17 protein-coding genes are annotated in these 18,859 nt (G+C 40.9%); 3 read left to right on the top strand and 14 right to left on the bottom strand.

Going from position 1 to position 18,859, the window contains the following annotated elements; translation table 11 throughout:
• Positions 1 to 2 precede the first annotated feature (2 nt).
• The 5 genes from pstA to GFH30_RS04710 all read right to left on the bottom strand — a co-directional run bounded on the left by pstA (position 3) and on the right by GFH30_RS04710 (position 7,137).
• Positions 3 to 1,397: a phosphate ABC transporter permease PstA gene (pstA, locus tag GFH30_RS04730; RefSeq protein WP_153371140.1), complete on the bottom strand. Its 1,395-nt coding sequence runs from the start codon at positions 1,395 to 1,397 to the stop codon at positions 3 to 5.
• Positions 1,397 to 2,776, bottom strand: coding sequence for a phosphate ABC transporter permease subunit PstC (gene pstC / locus GFH30_RS04725; RefSeq protein WP_153371139.1), 1,380 nt, complete (start codon positions 2,774 to 2,776; stop codon positions 1,397 to 1,399). Before pstC ends, pstA begins: the two co-directional genes overlap by 1 nt.
• A gap of 105 nt (positions 2,777 to 2,881) precedes the next feature.
• Positions 2,882 to 3,904, bottom strand: a complete 1,023-nt coding sequence (locus GFH30_RS04720) for a substrate-binding domain-containing protein (protein ID WP_153371138.1) — start codon at positions 3,902 to 3,904, stop codon at positions 2,882 to 2,884.
• A 323-nt stretch (positions 3,905 to 4,227) separates the two neighbouring features.
• The gene (locus GFH30_RS04715; protein ID WP_153371137.1) at positions 4,228 to 5,760 is read right to left on the bottom strand and encodes a pyridoxal phosphate-dependent decarboxylase family protein; all 1,533 of its coding nucleotides are present in this window, start codon (positions 5,758 to 5,760) and stop codon (positions 4,228 to 4,230) included.
• A gap of 3 nt (positions 5,761 to 5,763) precedes the next feature.
• Positions 5,764 to 7,137 carry a diaminobutyrate--2-oxoglutarate transaminase gene (locus GFH30_RS04710; protein ID WP_153371136.1) on the bottom strand — a complete coding sequence of 458 codons (1,374 nt, stop codon included), beginning with the start codon at positions 7,135 to 7,137 and terminating at the stop codon, positions 5,764 to 5,766.
• Between the two features lie 485 nt (positions 7,138 to 7,622).
• Here GFH30_RS04710 and GFH30_RS04705 point away from each other — a divergent pair, with 485 nt between their 5' ends.
• Positions 7,623 to 8,327, top strand: coding sequence for an SIMPL domain-containing protein (locus GFH30_RS04705; protein ID WP_153371135.1), 705 nt, complete (start codon positions 7,623 to 7,625; stop codon positions 8,325 to 8,327).
• A 159-nt stretch (positions 8,328 to 8,486) separates the two neighbouring features.
• The gene (locus GFH30_RS04700) at positions 8,487 to 9,083 is read left to right on the top strand and encodes a phosphatase PAP2 family protein (protein WP_153371134.1); all 597 of its coding nucleotides are present in this window, start codon (positions 8,487 to 8,489) and stop codon (positions 9,081 to 9,083) included.
• A gap of 59 nt (positions 9,084 to 9,142) precedes the next feature.
• Here GFH30_RS04700 and proB read toward each other — a convergent pair whose 3' ends face one another.
• The 4 genes from proB to GFH30_RS04680 form a co-directional block, all read right to left on the bottom strand.
• On the bottom strand, positions 9,143 to 10,276 hold the full coding sequence (proB, locus tag GFH30_RS04695) for a glutamate 5-kinase (protein ID WP_153371133.1): 1,134 nt from the start codon (positions 10,274 to 10,276) through the stop codon (positions 9,143 to 9,145).
• 26 nt (positions 10,277 to 10,302) lie between these two features.
• Positions 10,303 to 11,517, bottom strand: coding sequence for an Obg family GTPase CgtA (cgtA, locus tag GFH30_RS04690; protein WP_153371132.1), 1,215 nt, complete (start codon positions 11,515 to 11,517; stop codon positions 10,303 to 10,305).
• 177 nt (positions 11,518 to 11,694) lie between these two features.
• A complete protein-coding gene (locus GFH30_RS04685; protein ID WP_153371131.1) occupies positions 11,695 to 12,285 on the bottom strand; it encodes a hypothetical protein in 591 nt (196 codons plus the stop codon).
• Between the two features lie 34 nt (positions 12,286 to 12,319).
• The gene (locus GFH30_RS04680; protein ID WP_153371130.1) at positions 12,320 to 12,691 is read right to left on the bottom strand and encodes a winged helix-turn-helix transcriptional regulator; all 372 of its coding nucleotides are present in this window, start codon (positions 12,689 to 12,691) and stop codon (positions 12,320 to 12,322) included.
• 119 nt (positions 12,692 to 12,810) lie between these two features.
• Here GFH30_RS04680 and GFH30_RS04675 point away from each other — a divergent pair, with 119 nt between their 5' ends.
• A complete protein-coding gene (locus GFH30_RS04675; RefSeq protein ID WP_153371129.1) occupies positions 12,811 to 13,665 on the top strand; it encodes an SDR family oxidoreductase in 855 nt (284 codons plus the stop codon).
• Positions 13,666 to 13,687: 22 nt separating this feature from the next.
• Here GFH30_RS04675 and GFH30_RS04670 read toward each other — a convergent pair whose 3' ends face one another.
• From GFH30_RS04670 to GFH30_RS04650, 5 genes are all read right to left on the bottom strand, one after another.
• Positions 13,688 to 14,362: a hypothetical protein gene (locus tag GFH30_RS04670; protein ID WP_153373358.1), complete on the bottom strand. Its 675-nt coding sequence runs from the start codon at positions 14,360 to 14,362 to the stop codon at positions 13,688 to 13,690.
• A gap of 9 nt (positions 14,363 to 14,371) precedes the next feature.
• The gene (locus GFH30_RS04665) at positions 14,372 to 15,049 is read right to left on the bottom strand and encodes an MFS transporter (RefSeq protein ID WP_406565747.1); all 678 of its coding nucleotides are present in this window, start codon (positions 15,047 to 15,049) and stop codon (positions 14,372 to 14,374) included.
• Positions 15,050 to 15,370: 321 nt separating this feature from the next.
• Positions 15,371 to 16,828: a glyceraldehyde-3-phosphate dehydrogenase gene (locus GFH30_RS04660; RefSeq protein WP_153371127.1), complete on the bottom strand. Its 1,458-nt coding sequence runs from the start codon at positions 16,826 to 16,828 to the stop codon at positions 15,371 to 15,373.
• Positions 16,829 to 17,148: 320 nt separating this feature from the next.
• The gene (gene rarD, locus GFH30_RS04655) at positions 17,149 to 18,084 is read right to left on the bottom strand and encodes an EamA family transporter RarD (protein ID WP_153371126.1); all 936 of its coding nucleotides are present in this window, start codon (positions 18,082 to 18,084) and stop codon (positions 17,149 to 17,151) included.
• A gap of 155 nt (positions 18,085 to 18,239) precedes the next feature.
• Positions 18,240 to 18,830: a lipocalin family protein gene (locus GFH30_RS04650; protein ID WP_153371125.1), complete on the bottom strand. Its 591-nt coding sequence runs from the start codon at positions 18,828 to 18,830 to the stop codon at positions 18,240 to 18,242.
• Between the last annotated feature and the right edge of the window lie 29 nt (positions 18,831 to 18,859).

Below are 18,859 nucleotides of genomic sequence, written 5' to 3'. Positions count from 1 at the left end.
CCCTACCAACGAACTTCAAATTTCTTACGTAACCAAATCGCTAAACCATTGAGTCCAATCATCAATGCCAGTAATACAATAATGGCTGCTGCGGTACGTCCTTCAAAAAAGTTACGTAATTCATTGCCTTGCCATAAAAAGATTTGCACTGGAAGTGCTGATGATTGATCAAACGGCGTTGCAGGCACACTTGCCACAAATGCACTCATACCAATGAGAAGCAAAGGTGCGGTTTCACCTAAAGCTTGTGCTACCCCAATAATCGCGCCTGTTAAAATACCGGGAATCGCAAGTGGTAACACATGGTGAAATACCGTCTGCAACCGAGATGCACCTAAGCCCAATGCCGCTTGACGTATTGAAGGTGGCACAGCTTTTAAAGATGCACGCGTAGTAATAATCACGGTTGGCAATGTCATTAAACTCAAAACCAAACCACCGACCAATGGTGCTGAAAGTGGTAAATGCATCCAACCAATGAAGATGGCAGCGCCGAGTAAACCAAATACAATCGATGGGACTGCTGCAAGGTTATTAATATTGACTTCGACGATGTCCGTAACCCAATTCTTAGGTGCGAATTCTTCAAGATAAATCGCTGATGCCACGCCAATGGGAATCGAAATAAAGATCACGATCAACATCATAAATACTGAGCCCATGAATGCGCCCGCTAAACCAGAGGTTGCTGGCGAGCTTCTTGAATCTGGACTAGAGAAAATATTGGTATTGAAGGTATTTTCAATCACATTTGATGCTTTCAGTTCATCTGCAATGGTACGAACTTCAGGGCTAAGTTGTTGCTGCTCATCCGCTAAATCACGATTAATATTGCCTTTGAGCCATACATCCACATTAGCATCCGCCAACACTTTGACTGATTGTGTTTGACCAATCAAGGTTGGATTTTCTAGCACCATATCTCGAAGACGATAGGCTTCTGAACTGGCATAAATAGATGACAGTTCATCTCGCTGACTTTCTAGTTTTGGAGACTGTGCAATCATGGCATTGATAATCAATTGATCCCAATCCACCATACCGACTTGCGTTTGCCATGCGATATAACGCTGTTCAAACTGCGCAGGTGTCTCTGCCTCTTTTTGAATAGGCTTAGCAGCAATATCAATCACCTTCGCATCAAAGTAAATTGGCAAACTCATACTACTTTGCCAAAACGCAGGAATACCCTTTGCCAAAATACTGCCAAATAATAGGACAACAAAAAAAAGTCCAGAAATGACGGCACTAAAACCTAAAAACTTAAATGTTTTTTCTTTGCGATGTCTTTTCGACAAAGAACTTTCAATTAAGCGCTTACGCTTTTCACGGCGCTCTTGAGCCAATGTTGACTCAATTGCTTCATCGATGGGTGTCGTTGTTTGAGATGTTGTCATTAGTCGTATTGCTCGCGATATTTACGCACAATCATCAGTGCAACAATGTTAAGGCCTAATGTAATCACAAAAAGAGTCAATCCTAACGCAAAGGCAACGAGGGCCTGTGGACTAGCAAAATCGGTATCACCTGTCAGTTGATTCACAATGGTGATAGTGACCGTTGATACGGCTTCAAGTGGATTAATATGCAGCAATGGACTATTACCTGCGGCTAGCACCACAATCATGGTTTCCCCAATTGCACGAGAAGCTGCCAATAAAAATGCACCAATAATGCCGGGTAATGCTGCCGGAATGACCACTTGACGAATGGTTTCTGATTTAGTTGCACCAAGCCCCAATGAGCCATCTCGCATCGCACGTGGCACTTGAGTAATGATGTCATCTGAAAGTGACGACACAAAAGGAATGATCATAATGCCCATGACAAAACCAGCTGTCAGTGCACTGGTCGCATTAATATCTAATCCGACACTCGCGCCTAAAGATTTGGCAAAAGGACCAATAATCATAAGTGCAAACACACCATAAACAATGGTTGGTATACCCGCTAATATTTCAATTGCCGGTTTCGCCCATGTTCTGAATTTCGGTGAAGCATATTCTGCTAAATAAATGGCAATCATCAAACCCACTGGAATAGCGACAAGCAATGCAATGCCGCTGACCATGAGCGTTCCCCATAATAAGGGCAATAAGCCATAACTGCCTTCAGCATTTCCTGTCGTGCTGAATCCCGGATCCCAAACCGTACCAAAGAAGAAACTAAGTGGATTGACGAAACTAAAGAATCGCATTGCTTCGCTGAACATCGACATGACAATGCCAATCGTGGTGAGAATGGCAACACCTGAACACAGTGCCAAACCAAAGTTCATCACTTTTTCGACATGATTTCGCGCGCGATACTGGGCCGTAATTTTTTTCTTCGCCCACATGATTCCAACAATCGCAACCGTTAACACCACCACCAATTTGGCATATTGTGCAATGCTCAGCATTTGTGCTAATTGTGCTGCGGCTTGTAACTCATAAGGTTGAGCTTGATCATTCACCCCAAAGCCTGAAGCAATGGCTTGCACACGATCCATCAATACGCTCAAACTTGCAGGATCTAAACTTGCGAGTACCTGTGCGGGCACATGATCTAAAATAATGTGCTTTAAAAGCAGCGGTTCGACAATATTCCAAACCAACAAAATGAGAAATGCAGGCAACCCGCACCAGAGCGCAACCAAAGCAGCATAATATTTCGGACGTGAATGTAATGCAGATGAGTTTTGACCCACACCCGCTAACTTTTTACTCTTCGCAAGTCCGATTTGATAAGCAATTGCAATCAGTGCCAACAACACACCGATGAGGAGTAAATTCATGTACTCTCCAATCCATTTTTATGGGTTAAATGGCTTTAAATCACCGCTTTAACCTAAAGTTAAATCCATGATAAAGCCCAGTTCATCATGGATTTTTCATTGTGATTATTTAACGCTTTTGCCTGCTTTAAAGTTAGCAAGAATACTGGCACGGTCTTTATCAGATAGCGAAATCAGACCGGCTTTATCCAGTTTTGAACCTTTTCCTGACACTTTTTTACTGATGAAATACTCGGTGAATTCTTTTAAGCCTTTAATTGATTTTAAATGTTCACCTTTCACATATACATACAATGGGCGAGATACAGGATAAGACCCATTTAAAATGGTTTGTTCTGAAGGAATGACATTATTCACTGTTGCAACACGTAACTTGTCACGGTTTTGATCATAGAAGCCTAAACCAAACACACCTACCGCATGTGGAGAAGTTTTTAAACGTGCCAATGTTTCGGTGTAATCACCTGAAATCTCAATGACTTTGCCGTCTTTACGGAAACTTGAACATGCTTTCTTTTGTGCATCTTTATTTAAATTTTTAATAGCAGCATACGTTTCACAACCATCGTCCACCATTTTCTCCTGGAAGACTTCACGCGTACCATGATTCGATGCTGGAATAATTAAAGTGATTGCTTCATTCGGTAAGTTTTTATCGATTTGATTCCAACGTGTATAAGGATTTGGCACCATTTTGCCATTCGACGGAAGCTCGGCAGCAAGGGCCGCATAAACATGTTGTGGACGTAATTTATAAGCTGCTTTTTTCGCATTGGATGCAAATACAATACCGTCATAACCAATCTTAATTTCTAAAACCTGATTCACACCTGCTTTTTTACATGCATCAAGTTCAGTACTTTTAATTTTTCGTGATGCATTGGCAATATCAATGCTGTTGTCCCCAACGCCAGCACAGAACTGCTTAAGTCCACCAGATGTCCCTCCTGATCCCACAACAGGTGTTTTAAACTGCGGAAAGTTTTGTCCAAATTCTTCAGCCACAATACTCGCATAAGGCAGAACTGTTGAAGAGCCTGCAATTTGAATCGTATCGCGTGCTGCATTGGCTGTGGTTGCTGTTGCCCCGATAACTGCAATGGCAAGTGCTATTTTTGTAAATTGCATTGTGTATCTCTCTTTTTAGCAATGTGAGTACGCAACTTTTATATCGTTATGTACTTGTTTCGATACCAGCATTTTGATTTTAGAATATGACAAGCAAGTTACGGGTTTATGACAGTTTTATGATTTCTCAAAATAGAAACTTTTTTTAAATATTATTTATATTTATCAGTTGTTTAAAAATACCAGAATTACAAATATCCGTACCAATTGACACATAGCGGATGTAAGGAAATTTGTATTTTAAAAATAAAATTAGATGAAATGACATACTTTTGATTAAAAAAAGGCGCTCGATTGAGCGCCTTTTTTACATAAGCAATCGATTAATCAATTGGCGGTGTATATGTACCATCCGCGATTGAACCTTTGATACGATCAGCCTCGTTTAATACAAGTGCCAACAAGTTCTTCACGTTATCTAAAGTTGCAACAGGGCTTAAAGTCGTCATTTTCAAAGATTGAACCTGACCCACTTTCGTTACACCAATATTCGCTTCACCACGGGCAAAGAGTTCATCTGCCACGTTTTGATTCAGTGTATCGAGTAATTCTGTTGGGTAACCTTCAGGAATAACACGGAATAAAACTGAAGCAAATTGTGGATCTACCAACATTTCTAGACCATCAGTTGCATCGATATACGCTGCAACATCACGAGTAAGACCTACACCGTGATCGATCATTGAACCGTAAAGCTCTTCACCGAGTGCTTCAACCGTCATCCACAATTTGAGAGCATCGAAACGACGCGTCGTTTGTAATGACTTCGAAACAAGGTTCGGTACGCCATGCTCTTCATCATAAGCTGAGTTTAAATACTCTGCTTCATAATGCATAAAGCGATAGTTCGCTTCGTCTTTGAGCAAGAACGCGCCACACGAAATCGTTTGGAAATAATGCTTATGGAAATCAAGCGTCACTGAGTCAGAAAGCTCGATCCCGTCTAGCATAGAACGATAGTCATTCGAAAGAATCAGTGCACCGCCCCATGCTGCGTCGATATGCATCCACGCGCCATATGTGTTGGTGATTTCACGAATTTCTTTCAATGGATCAATCGCACCTGCATCTGTTGTACCCGCAGTTGCCACCACACAAGCCACAATCTTACCTTCTGCCTGAAGGTGCGCCATGGTTTTTTCAAGTGCGTCTACATCCATCTGTGCGTTGTCGTTCACAGGAACAGTGACCACAGATTGGAAGCCCATGCCCATCATCGCCATGTTCTTTTGCACAGAGAAATGTGCATTTTCAGAACAAATGACTTTGACATTACGCATAGCGTCGCTCGGCACTCCATCACGCTGAACAGACCACGGATGACCGTTTTCGTCTTTCCAGTTTTTCGCGATGCACGCATCACGCGCAAGCAACACACCCATTAAGTTCGACTGCGTACCGCCAGAGGTGAATACACCTGCTTGACCTGCACCATAGCCGACTTTTTGGCGAAGCCAGTCGATGAGTTGCACTTCCATCAATGAACCTGCAGGGCTTTGATCCCATGAGTCCATGGATTGGTTGGTTGCGTTAATCAACACTTCCGCGATTTGGCTGGTCACCATGGTTGGGCAGTGCAAATGCGCTAAAGAATGCGGATGATGTACTTTTAAGCTTTTATTGAGGAAAAGCTCAACCATACGATCAAGTGATTTTTGTACACCTAAACCTTCTTTAGAAGGATTGAATGCAATAGCAGAGCGCAGCTCTTTGATGCTACCGCCCGTGTACATTTTGTCATTTTGCAACCATGCAGATACAGCTTTAACCGCTGAATCCATTGCTGACTGATAGTCAGCAATAGACTCTGCATCATTGCAGAATAAGGCTTTACGATGTTCTGCAAAATCTACCATGTCTTACGCGCCTCGAGTTGCAACTAATGCTTCAGCAAGAGCTTTCTTGAAGCGAGCAATCACTTCTACACATTCGTCATGATTGATGATCAATGGGCAAAGTAAACGAATCACTGTACCGTTACGACCGCCTTTTTCTAACAATAGTTTGTTATCGAAGCATGCGGCTTGAATGGCAGCAGCCAATTGACCATCACCTGGCAATGAACCCATGTGATCGGCTTTTTGACGCTCATCTACAATTTCAACACCAATCATCAAACCACGACCACGCACGTTACCGATACATGGGAATTCTGCTGCCAATTTTTTAATTTCAGCTTGTAAGAAATCACCACGCTCTTGCGCGTTTTGCGCCAAGTTTTGCTCTTTGATGGTTTTAATTGTTGCAAGACCCGTACCCATCGCCAATTGGTTACCACGGAAAGTACCCGTGTGACCCGCTGGCTGCCAAGCATCAAACTTACGTTTAATACCGAGTACAGCAAGTGGCAAGCTACCACCGACGGCTTTTGACATCACCACAACATCAGGTTCAATACCCGCATGTTCAAACGCAAACATCTTACCTGAACGTGCAAAGCCTGCTTGAACTTCGTCAAGAATTAAAACGATGTTATGTTTTTCAGTCACTTCACGAATTTTTTTCAGCCATTTCACTGGTGCTGTCACCACACCGCCTTCACCTTGAATCGCTTCAAGAATGACAGCCGCAGGTTTAGTTACACCGCTCTCGACATCTTCGATAAAGTTTTCGAAATAATAAGTTAAAGCATCTACACCTGCTTCACCGCCAATACCCAATGGGCAGCGGTATTCGTGTGGATATGGCATAAATTGTACGCCTGGCATTAAGCCATTCACCGAATTTTTCGCAGACAAGTTACCTGTCATGGCTAAAGCGCCATGCGTCATCCCATGATAGCCACCAGAGAAGCTAATCACAGAACTACGACCTGTATAGGTTTTGGCTAATTTAATCGCTGCTTCTGTACCATCTGCACCAGACGGACCACAGAACTGTAGACAATACTCTTCCTTACCACCCGGTAATTGTTCAAGTAAAGCTTCAGTGAAAGCATCTTTTAAAGGTGTTGTTAAATCCAAAGTATGCAACGGTAAACCGCTTGCAAGGGTATCTTGGATACTTTGAATGACCGCAGGGTGATTATGGCCTAATGCCAATGTCCCTGCCCCAGCTAAACAATCGAGGTACGTCGTACCTTCAACATCGGTAACCCAGCACCCTAAGGCTTTTGCTATCGCAAGTGGAAGTTTACGTGGATAGCTACGAACATTGGATTCCATCTGACTTTGGCGAGTCAAATAGTATTCGTTAGTAGACTTAGTGGCAGAATTTACTGAAGAAACGCTCATATCGAATTACCATCTCTGATATGGGTTAATAGAAATAAGTCGGGGGACTTTCGGTCTTTTGACTCGGTGCTTTATGGTTTTCTAGTTAGTTTAGAGAGCTCTTTATAAGGAATGGCTAACTAGATGGCGGATGATACAGTTTTTTTAAAAAAAATATAGAGTTTTTGCTACTAAAATCTATAAGATTCTTACGAAAAGTTTTACTAAACAAAGAATATGTATGAATTCCAAGCAAAATTCTAATTTTATTGCGTATTTAACCCGAGTTTTACTTGCTTAAAAAGCATCAAATTCGATGACAAAACAGCGCATAAAAAATCAATCAAGTTATTGATTATATTAAATATAAATTAAAATAATAAAGAAAATAAATCCTAGTGATTAACAATGATTAGACACGATCTTCGTATATTCATCACGATTAAGATTTAATATGCTTAAATACAGAAATATCGTTACATTTTTTAAAAAATAGGATAAAAAATATGCGTCTTTTGCCAATTTCGACAGCGCTCATTGCTGCTGCACTTTCTACACTCAGTTTTGCCGCACCCACTGAACCGCTGAATTACAATATTATTAACTTAACGGCTGAAGCAAATCGTGAAATTTCCAATGATGAAATGCATGCGACTTTGTATATTGAAAAATCGAATAAACAACCTGCACAACTTGCGACTGACATAAATCAATTAATGAATTCGGCCGTGGCTGCTGCTAAAAAATATCCATCTGTCAAAATTGAAACGGGTTCACAAAGTACTTATCCAATTTATGACAATGACAACCGAAAACTCAAAGAATGGCGTGGTCGTGCACAGGTTCGTATTGAATCAAAAGATTTTAAAGCCACGTCTCAACTGATTGCTGAGCTGCAACAAAACTTCCAAACTGAGTCAATTAACTTCACTGTTTCAGATGAACAGCGTAAAAAAGTCGAAAATGAATTGATGATTGAAGCCTCTAAAAATTTCCAACAACGTGCTCAAAGCTTGGCACAAGCATGGCATAAATCAGGTTATCAGTTGGTCAGCTTAAATATGAATACCAACAGCTATAGCCATCAGCCTGTACCCCGTATGAGTATGATGAAAGCAGCATCAAATGATATGGCAGTCACTGAGCAAAATGTGGCTGCGGGCGAATCACAAATGACGATTAGTGCAAACGGCTCAATTCAATTGAAATAAAACAGTTGAATAATTGAATAAAAAACCACCTTGATGGTGGTTTTTTATCAAGTGACATTTCAATTCAAACATCATTGCTACAAATTCGTGCAATGGAGTGTATAAATTCAGTCTGCATCTGATTAAAGTAAGCCGTCTTTTGTGCAATGCCAGTCTTCCATGTCAATCCAACAACTTAACTTAGACTTATTTCAAACACTGAATGTCCCTGAACACGCTTCTTCAATGATGATGCACTATGCGATGTTTATTGCGCATGATCTGGTTTACGTGATGCTGATTGTGTTTGCAATCGCATGGTTTATGGGCAATCGAGAAACAAAAACAGGCATTGTTAAAGCTTTTATTTTTACGGCAATCACACTTTTAATCAGTGAAGTTTTATCTGCTGTTTTACATACACCGCGTCCTTTCGTGATGCACGTTGGTCAGACGCTCATTGAGCATGATGCAACGGGATCTTTCCCAAGCAATCATATGAGTATTTTTAGTGGTATTGCATTCGCGTATTACTTCTCAGTTAAACGTGATTTAGGGCGAATTTTACTGTGTGTCGCCTGGCTGGTGGCATGGTCTCGGGTTTATGTCGGTGTGCACTTCCCGATTGATATGCTTGGGGCATTTTTCATTGCCTTGATAATCAATTTGACAGGCTTACCTTTGTGGTGGAAATATTCAGATAAATTGATGGATGGGATTTTATGGATTCATCAGAAAATCTTTGGCATTTTTATTCGTAAAGAATGGATTCGGTAAATATAAACTAGAATAAAAAAATCCCGCTCGAAAGCGGGATTTTTTATGCAGAGGCAAAATCAATAAATTGCCATATGATTTCGATGGATCATCTCAAGTGAACGTGCTTCACCTAAAACCTGATGAACTTTGTCTGACGCCAAACCGCGAACAATATCCGCAGAACGTGAACTAAAGTTGACACGACCGACCGCAATACGATGACCTTGGGTATCGACACATTCAACCACATCACCACGCTCAAAGTGACCTTCGACTGCTTTAACCCCTACAGGCAATAAGCTACGATGGTTTTCTTTAATTGCCTTCACCGCACCATCATCAATCACTAAACGTCCTGCAGTTTGCAAGTGCGCAGCAAGCCATTGTTGATGTGCAGTCATACGGTCTTTATCGGTCACAAACATTGTGCCCAATAACTCGCCTGACATGAGGCGTGATAACACATTATCACTATCACCGCTGGCAATTAAGGTCGGACAACCCGATTTCGCAGCTAAACGTGCAGCACGTACTTTGGTCAGCATACCGCCACGACCAAACTTGCCACCACCGCCTGCCATATCAAATAGACTTTCATCCATGGCACGTACGGTATGGAACAGTTTGGCATTAGGGTTTGAACGTGGGTCAGAGTCAAACATACCTTCTTGATCGGTAAGGATAATCAAGAGATCTGCGTGTACCTGACCTGCCACCATTGCAGCCAACGTATCATTATCACCGAAGCGAATTTCGTCGGTGGATACTGTGTCATTTTCATTGATAACAGGAATCACACGCCACTCAATCAAATGCTGTAAAGCATCACATGAGTTGAGATAACGACGACGATCCGCCAAGTCGTCATGGGTCAGTAAGACTTGCGCAGTTTGAATGGATTGATTTTCCAATACACTCGACCACGTTTGAATTAAACCCATTTGACCAATGGCAGCACAGGCTTGAAGACTGGGTAGATCGGTGGGTCGTTCTTGTAGCTTCATGCGAACCATTCCTTCTGCGACAGCACCCGATGACACCAAAATAATTTCGTGTCCGGCATTGTGTAGATCTGCAATTTGTCCCGCCCAATGCGTGATTGCTGCAATATCTAAACCTTGCCCGTTTGCTGTGAGTAAAGAAGATCCGATTTTAACGACAATTCGTTTAAAACCCTTGAGCTGACGTAGCTCATCCACCACTTCTACCATTTTGTCCTCAGACTCTTATTCAGAGATTAGCGTACGTAGTACACTTCCACATCACCGTCATCGCCATCTTCATCATCTTCGTCGTCGCCCAAAATACCGGCAAGACGTTGTTGACGACGCATCTCACGATACGCTTCTTTTGCAGCGATGGTTTGTTCACGTGTTTCAGCTTCAAGCTGATCACGGAATGCTTTCATTTCTGCAGCATATTCTGGATCTTCTGTTTCGCGCTCGCGCTGCTCATCAATTTGATCCATCAAGTAGTAAACCACGTCTTTTGTGCCTTCAGCCGTTAAGCCTGAAGTTTTGAAGACGGGACCTTCCCACTGTAATTCTTCAATAATATGGTTACACCATTCTTCGCGTGTTTCTTCTGCCAATTGATCGACTTTGTTCAGCACGAGGACAACTTGTAATTTTGAAAGTGTTGGGGAGAATTTTTCTAACTCTTTCAAGATTGCTTTTGCGTTGTAAACAGGATCTGAACCATCAATCGGTTGAACGTCAACGATATGCAATAAAATACGTGTACGTGCCAAATGTTTTAAGAAGCGAATACCTAAGCCTGCACCTTCCGACGCACCTTCGATCAGACCCGGAATATCGGCCATAACGAATGAACGATAACGATCGGCATCGACAACACCAAGGTTAGGTACCATGGTCGTAAATGGATAATCTGCCACTTTTGGTTTCGCTGCTGAAACGGCACGAATGAAGGTAGATTTACCCGCATTTGGCATACCCAACAAACCGACATCTGCAAGTACTTTAAGTTCTAAACGTACTTCGCGGAATTCACCTTTTTGACCGTGTGTACATTTACGTGGTGAACGGTTGGTCGATGATTTGAAATGAGTATTACCCAAACCACCATCACCGCCTTTTGCCACAAGCACACGTTGGCCGTCTTCGACTAAATCACCGATAATATCGCCTGATTCAACGTCAACAATCGTCGTTCCCACTGGAACGAGTAAAATAGTGTCTTCACCGCCACGACCTGCGCAGTTCGCGCCACGGCCATTTTTTGCTCGTTCTGCACGATAACGACGTGTAAAACGATAATCAACTAGCGTACTGGTGTCGTCGTTTGCTTCAACATAAATGCTACCGCCACGGCCACCATCACCACCATCTGGACCACCAAATGGTACGAATTTTTCACGGCGAAAACTGGCTACGCCATTGCCACCGTCGCCAGCCTCTACGGTAATGACTGCTTCATCAACAAAGCGCATAATGCCAATCCTCTAAAAACTTTAAAACCGCATATTCTGCCACATTTTACTAAATTTCTCGACTATATTTATGGACTATTCCATGAAGATGGCTCATCTTTACAAGAATTTGGTTCACTTAGATAAAATTCTTCGCATTATTCTGTTTGAATGATACAAATGAGTAAATTAAAGACATTAATTTCTGTAATTCGATATCTCAAATAGACAATCACACATTCTTCTAAAATTATTGTGATAATCAGATAGATCTACACCTTGATAATCTACTTTTCTCAACTCCCAAGCACTGTAGACAATATATTGATGCACCTTCTCTGTTTCTAATAAGAAAGTGTCGATGACCTTAGAATATTCATCATTACAATATTCTTTTACTCTTCCTAAATCACCCATATGTATTGAAATTATAGAGGAAAAGTTTTTAAGCAAATACTTTGCTCCATCCTTTTGGATGAGTGTAGTTCGGGATTTAGGATTTTGCGATTGAGCTATGTCTACTACAAAAGAACTTATTTTAGTTAGATCAATATGAAGTTTACGTGCTAAGTTGGCTACTTCTTCTTCTCTTTTTTGTTCCTTCCAACTTGTATACGTCATGAGTACAGCTATTGGCGCAAATATGGTTGCTGACCAAAGTAAAAGATTTGTTGCAGTAGGCTTATCATCGACAAATAACTGAATCAGTGCATAGAGTGCGATACTAATCGCACATAAAATCCCGTAGATGACTAACAATGTAGCAACCAAATTTTCAGATTTTTTCATCACATTGCTTCCCCAAAAGCAATTTAGAAACAAATTAAGCGATGGTCGACTTCGCTTCCAAAATCTCAGGCAAACCACGCTCAATCCAATTGACCATTTGAATCACTTTATCCGCCGCTTGTGAACCTGTCAGCGTCAATTGATACTCAACTTTGGGCGGCACAACGGGATACACCGTTCTTAAAATAAAACCGTCCTGCTCTAGCATTTTTAAAGTTTGCGCGAGCATTTTTTCACTGATACCTTCAATGCGTTTTTTGAGTTCACTAAAACGATGCACACCTTCATTCAAGCAGCGTAATACTAACACCGACCATTTATTCGTCAGATGTTCCAAAATTTCCCGCGACGGACAATTCGCCGATAAAACTTGCCCTAATAATTTACTGTTTTCATAAGCAGACATAAAAATCTTTCCTTTGGGTAATAAGCTTACTTTTTGGTACGTACTTACATTTAGTAAGTTATCAGATTAAGATTTATTCATCAAGTCTATTTTTTAATCTAAAAAGAGAGGGTTCAACGATGAAAATTGCAATTACAGGCGCGACTGGACAACTCGGTCAACGCGTGATTCAACACTTAGTCTCATTGTCTAATGAACACGATATTGTGGCTTTAGTTCGTCATCCTGAAAAAGCAGCATCATTTAAAGCTCAAGGCATTGAAGTTCGCCATTTCGATTATGATCACATCGAGACACTTGAGCCAGCTCTCGAAGGTATTGATAAATTACTGCTTATTTCTGGAAACGAAATTGGTCGTCGTACACCACAACATAAAGCCGTGATTGATGCTGCAAAAGCGGCAGGCGTTCCTTATATTGCTTATACCAGCTTACTAAATGCAGAGCACTCAGTTCTAGGTTTAGCGCAGGAGCATCGTGAAACGGAGCAACTGATTCGAGAGAGCGGTTTAAGTTATACCTTCCTTCGTAATAATTGGTATATGGAAAATTATTTGGGTTCGCTTCAACACGATATTGCGTCGGGTGTTATTTATGGCGCATCAGGCGAAGGTTTAATCAGTGCTGCTACACGCTCAGACTATGCTGAAGCCACAGTACGGGTATTACTTAGTCCTGTCCTATCAAATCAAACCTATGAACTTGCAGCATCACAGAGTTTTACGAAAGCAGAGTTAGCAGCGGTAATCGCTCAAGTTGCCAATCAACCCGTACGTTATGAAAATTTAAGCGCCAATGCTTATCAAGCAGCTTTGATCCAAGCAGGACTACCCGAAGGCTTAGCAAGCTTCTTAACGGAAGTTGACCTAAAAACTGCCGATGGTGCTATGTTCAGTGAAAGTCGAGATTTAGAGCAATTGTTGGGTCGTCCAACGACATCTTTAAGTCATGCGATTCAATCATTGTTGGTGTAGCAACATTTAAAGCATTTTAAATTTATGGATGGATTTGGTTTAAGCCTAAGTCCATCTTCATATCTAAATTGGCTTCTGTATCGCGTTCAATATTTTTGAGTGTGGCATTAAAATCTGCAATTTTACGCATGGTCATGGCATCGTTTAGCTCAATGGTTGGTTTAAATTGATGCTTCACATCAAGCTGTAATTTCTCATTAAATTGCATATACACAGGGCCATTAAAACGAATTTGAATCGGAATTTGATAGTTTCGTTTTAAGTGAAATGGCACAGACAGTTTGATCGGAATATCGAGTTTGAGTGGAAACTTGGGTAAAAATTTCGTTTTATAAATCAAACTGGTATCCGCCTCCAAAGGCATGACTTGATCGACTTCAATATGGGTTTGATAATCCACCTCGACATTAACAGGAACTTCAACGACAAATTGCAGATTGGCTAAGTATTTCCCTTGCAGCGGAAGTTCAATCTGACGATCAATATCAATAATGGTATCGAGCTGACCCTTAGCATGTGTTTGTAAGTAGTTTCCAACTGCAATCTTAGTCGGTAGTTGATCAGACAAGCGCACTGAGGCATTTTGTGCACTGACATACATCGATGCTTGAATGTTGAGATAAAGCCAAAATAATGCAGCAATCAATACCGTCAACATCATAAAACTGATCAAGCTATAACACAGCATCTTTGACATCGGCATCTGCTACTGCCCTTCAGCATCAAGTGATTGTTGTCTTTTCTTTAGCTGTAATGTGTTTAACGGAATGACCAATTGACCCTGTTTAATGTTAATCGGCAAAGTGTTTTGTACATCCACAGTGGCTTTAAGTGCTGTTTTAATAGGAACGTTCAAATGACCCTGAATGGGAATATTGGTTTTGATGGTGGTATCGAGTGGAATATGCAGATTTTCTTTGAGGACGGCTTTCACGGGAGCGTCAAACTTCAAATGAACCTTTTGTTCAAGCGGCACATCTAAATTCAGGGGAATATTTAAATTAATTGGGATATTGCCACGTAAAGGCAGCGTGACATCTTTACCTAAAATTTTGACCTTAACCTTGGTATCAATGGGCATGAACTGTTGCACAACCAAGCGTTCACGAACGGGAATGCTAGTTTTAATCGGTACTTGATTATCAAAATAGACACGTGGATTTAACGTTTGAGTTAAAGGAATATTCAGATTTTCCTTAATGGGAATTTCAGTATTCACCCGCCCAGAAACATCTACATCTAAGGCATCATGAATTTGTACTTGTGCTTGTAGCGGTTCAAGCAAATCAATTTTAACTTTTTGATTTTCCAGTGGGATATGAATTTTAAAATGCTGAAAAATCCAGATCGCAATCATTAGCCCACAGACTGCGGCAGCAATCATGATGAGCACACCACTTACAACGTATTTAATTCTCAAAAGGCAATCCTTGTCCTCTTCTTTCTTTTATTATCAATATAAATGTGATCTAGTTTGCAATTTTTTGTATGAGGTATTTGATCCCATTAATTCAAGCTTATTTTATTGTTCATCTTTACGTCATATTTTATAACTGACTACAAATTTTATCGTATGAACCTGCGCTTATCCACTGATCTTGGCGTATCAACGATGCTTTTCATCTGAATCTTGAGCAATCATTTTAGAGTAGATTTGCATAAAAAAAGAGCCTCAAATGAGGCTCTTTTTATTACTTAAAACAAATTATGCATTTGTTTCAGCAGGAACTTTTGGATAGCTTACGCCGCCCATTTGTTCAGCAATACGTAATACTTGGCAGCTATAACCCACTTCGTTATCGTACCAAACATAAGCTGTTAAACGGTTGCCTGAAGTGATTGTTGCTTGCGCATCAAATACACCAGCAGTGCGTGAACCGATAAAGTCAGATGATACAACTTCAGTCGAGTTGGTATAACCAATTTGACCTTGAAGGTTCGAGCTGATTGAAATTTGACGAATGTATTCGTTCACTTCTTCACGATCAACTTCTTTATCTAACGTTAAGTTTAGAATAGCAAGCGATACGTTTGGTGTTGGTACACGTACAGAATTACCTGTCAATTTACCTTGAAGTGCAGGAAGTGCTTTCGCAACTGCTTTCGCAGCACCAGTTTCAGTAATGACCATGTTCAATGTTGCAGCACGACCACGACGATCCGCTTTATGGTAGTTGTCGATTAAGTTCTGGTCGTTTGTGAACGAGTGAACAGTTTCAACGTGACCATTAATCACAGTATATTTGTCGTTTAACACTTTAAGTGTCGGTGTGATTGCGTTTGTTGTGCAGCTTGCAGCAGAGATGATTTTGTCTTCATCAAGGATGTCCGCTTGGTTCACACCAAATACAACGTTCTTCATATCACCTTTACCAGGTGCAGTTAGAATCACACGTGCAGCGCCTGGGCATTGAAGGTGTTGAGCAAGACCTTCTGAATCACGCCATTTACCAGTGTTGTCGATCACAAGCGCGTTGTTAATGCCATATGCTGTGTAATCTACTTCAGAAGGATTAGATGCATAAATCACTTTAATGAAGTTACCATTTGCGATGATTGCTTCATTTTCTTCATCTACAGAAATCGTACCTGCAAATGGACCGTGAATAGAGTCACGACGTAACAAAGACGCACGTTTCTCTAAATCACCATCAGATGATTTACGAACAACAATCGCTTTAAGGTTTAGACCACGACCTAGACCTGATTGGCTGATCATTAAGCGCGCAAGGATACGACCGATACGACCGAAACCATAAAGCACAACGTCTTTATGTTCTACAGTTGCTGCATTGCCTTGTAGTGATTGAACCGCATCCGCAACGAATGCATCAATATCGCCGCCTTTTGCTTTAAAGTCTTCAGCAAGTTTGCCTAGATCAATTTCAGCTGTACCGATGTTCTCAACTTTAGCCAATGCTTCAAGAATTGGGAAAGTGTTCACGACTGAAAGTTCAACATCCAATACGCGTGCGCGACGGTGTGCTTTCAGAATTTGAATCACAGAGCGGTTGATTAAAGAACGACCGTATACTGTTGCTACGATGTTTTTTTCGCGATATAACTGACCCACAAGGGCAATCATACGTTCCGCTAATTCTTCGCGGTTTTTCCAGCGACCTTGGTGCTCTGCATGTAGGGCAACGATAGTGTCTTTGCTCACAGATACGTCCTCTAATTAGTTGTAAATCTAGGCATAAATTTCAAAACCCCATAATTGTAATGGAATTGGCTGCAAGTTTGAATCAAAAGCTGACTTAGACGGCGGCTTTTTGCCGTATATTCAGTATAAATTTGAGAAATAGTTGCAATTAGCTAAATGATTTTGCATTTAAAAATAATAAAAATCACTTTTCACACGCAAATTTCAAAATTTTGTTAAATGTTGTTTATTCAAACAACGTTTCATGTTCAAAGCTTGTGAGGTTTTCCTAACGAATCTACAGATCACTTAATTTAATCGATGTAGATGCTAAGACTCATTTATTGCGGTGTCTTACGTTGCTCAAACTGATCCACATTTTTTAGTAAATCACGCTTGTTTTTCTGTTGCTGACGTAAATGTAAGATTCCTTCTACAATTAACACAAATACGGCTAACCAAATTGGAATATACGTCAACCACTCACCCGCTTCGACACGTTCGCCTAATGCCATGGAAGCAAATGCCAATAGCACAGGTTCTAAATAACTCAGTAAACCGAAAACGACAAAAGGTAAATAACGACTCGCTAGAATATAACTTCCCAAGCCCAATGCACTTAAAAAACCAAGTCCCAGTACGGTAAATATGAGATGTGGCGCGCTAAAGAACAGTGGCATGGACTCTGAATAGATAAAGCCCAGATAAATCGCCACAGGTAAAATTAAAAATAAATCCCACCAAAACCCGCCTAAATGGTCTGTGCCAAATTTACGGCGCATAAAGAAATATAATGGATAGGCCAATGCCACATACACTGTTTCCCAAGCAATCGCACCAATCCGCCAAATCTCATGTCCGACACCAATCACCGCAAAAATGACGGCAAGAATCTGTAACTTGGACATTTTCTCTTTATAAAGAATACAACCGACCAACACCATCACTAAAGGCAATAAAAAATACCCAAGGGAAACCTCTAAGCCGCGACCGTTAATCGGTCCCCATAAAAACAACCAGAGTTGTGTAGTACAGAGTAATGAGCTGATGATGAGCCAAATGAGAATCGAGGGCTGTTTAAGGATGCGTTTAAAGATTTCGGCGACATATTTAAGATCACCTGTCCACCACATAAATGCCGTTAAAAATGGCAAAGTGGCTAACATACGCCACGCAAAGGTTTGCTCGCTGTCTAAAGGCTGCAAAAAAGGCGTAAAAATATACAGAACACCAAAAACAAGTGATGCTAAAACTGAAAGTGCAATGCCTTTATACATGCCTAAAACCTAAGATCATTCGCAAGGATTATAACGATTAGTCAAAGCGAAAGCTTGAATATTCATCATTTATAATGAAGTTGTATCTCTACTTTTTATGAAAATATGGGCATAAAAAAACCATGCCGCAACATGGTCTTTTTTAAATGTGTTTATTATTTTTGCGTTTGCTTGGTATGAATCACATCACCTAAGTCATAACCAACCGATTTTGCATACTCTAAATACTCACCCACCACCTTTTGATCTGGATTTGGTGTACGTGATAGTACCCACATATATTTTCGTTTCGGCTCGCCGACTAAAACTGTTTGATAATCATCGTCAATTTTAAGGACCCAGTAATCACCGCGACCGACAGGCAACCAGCGGATCACTTCTGGTAAGAAGCTCACTTTTAATTTGGTGTTATACGGTGCATTTTGCACATATGCTTCGCCCACAGAACCCGTTTGCTCACCCGCTTTGGTGAAACAACGGTTATCGACTTTAATATTGCCATTTTCATTTAAGGTATACATGGCAGTCACATCACGATCACACTTCTTTTGGAACGACAGTGGTTTACGCGCAACTTCGTACCATTTACCCAAATAACGATCGAGTTCTACTTTTTCAACAGTCGGTAAATTGTCCGCAGGTTTAGCATACGCCATGCTTGCTGCCCCTAAACCCAATAATACAGCGCCACCAACGGCAATTTTCGCCAATCTTAAACCAGCAACGGGGAGATTCTTTGTTGTCATAAAGCTACCTATTTTATAAAAAGATCAGA

The sequence above is a fragment of the Acinetobacter wanghuae genome (genome assembly GCF_009557235.1).
GTDB lineage: Bacteria > Pseudomonadota > Gammaproteobacteria > Pseudomonadales > Moraxellaceae > Acinetobacter > Acinetobacter wanghuae.
Note: the sequence above shows the minus strand (reverse complement) of the source record. Positions and strands in the feature narration are given on the sequence as shown.